The organism is Actinocatenispora comari, assembly GCF_017312725.1.
GTDB classification, from domain to species: Bacteria; Actinomycetota; Actinomycetes; order Mycobacteriales; family Micromonosporaceae; genus Actinocatenispora; species Actinocatenispora comari.
The window spans coordinates 1-873 of the sequence record NZ_BOPO01000066.1 but is presented as its reverse complement, the minus strand read 5'-3'; the positions used below and the strand labels follow the sequence as shown (position 1 = coordinate 873).

The 873-nt window shown below is 82.8% G+C and carries 1 pseudogene; it reads left to right on the top strand.

Annotated features, from left to right (window positions below):
* Positions 1–873, top strand: a pseudogene (locus NUM_RS18835) (hypothetical protein); the annotation flags it as partial.

Genomic DNA, 873 nt, shown 5'->3' with positions numbered 1-873 from the left:
CACCGGAGTCGACGCCGTGGGGCGCGCCGCCGGCCGGCGCGGCCAACGCCTGGGGCGAGCCGCCGGCCCAGCAGGACGCGTGGGGCGAACCGCCCGCGCAGCCGTCCGGTGGCCCGGCCGACGCCTGGGGTGAACCGCCCGCGCAGCGCGGCGGCCAGCCCGCCGAGGGCGCCCCGTGGGGCGCACCGCAGGCCGCCGAGCCGGCCGCGGCGAGCTGGGGCGGGCAGCCCGAACCGGCGCCCGCGGACGCCGCACAGCACGGCGCGCCCGCGCCCGCCGACCGGTACGCCGGCGAGGCCGGTGGGCCCGCCAGCGACCCGGCGGGCCAGCAGCCCGGCGCGGACGGCGAGCCGCCGGAGCCGCCGCCCGGTTGGGGCGAGCCGCAGGTGGACGAGGCCGCCGCGCTGCCCGAGCCGTACCAGCCGCCACCGCCGCCGGTGGACGGACCGGTGTGGGTCGGTGGCGCCGCACCCGGCCCGGACGAGCCGGCTCCGGCCGACACTCCCGACGCCCCGGCCGACCTTGGCGGGTACGACACCGACGAGCTGCCACCGGACCCGTGGGCGGCGGCCGCGCCGGCTGCGGCAGTGCCGGCCGGTGACGACCAGCGCAACGCCGGCCAACCGGCGCCGTGGTCCGACCCGACGCCGCCGGAGCAGCCGGCCGCCGGCCAGCAGCCTCGACCGGCGGAGCCGGCGCAGCGGGCCGACGACCAGCGCGACTGGTTCGGCGAGCAGGGACAACCGGCCCCGGCCGAGCCCGCCGCCGACCGGCCGGCCGACAGCGCCGGCGGCTTCGCGGTGCCCGGCCAGGAACCGGTCGACCGCTACGCGCCCGCCGATGACTTCGCGGTGCCCGGGCAGGAGCCGGTCG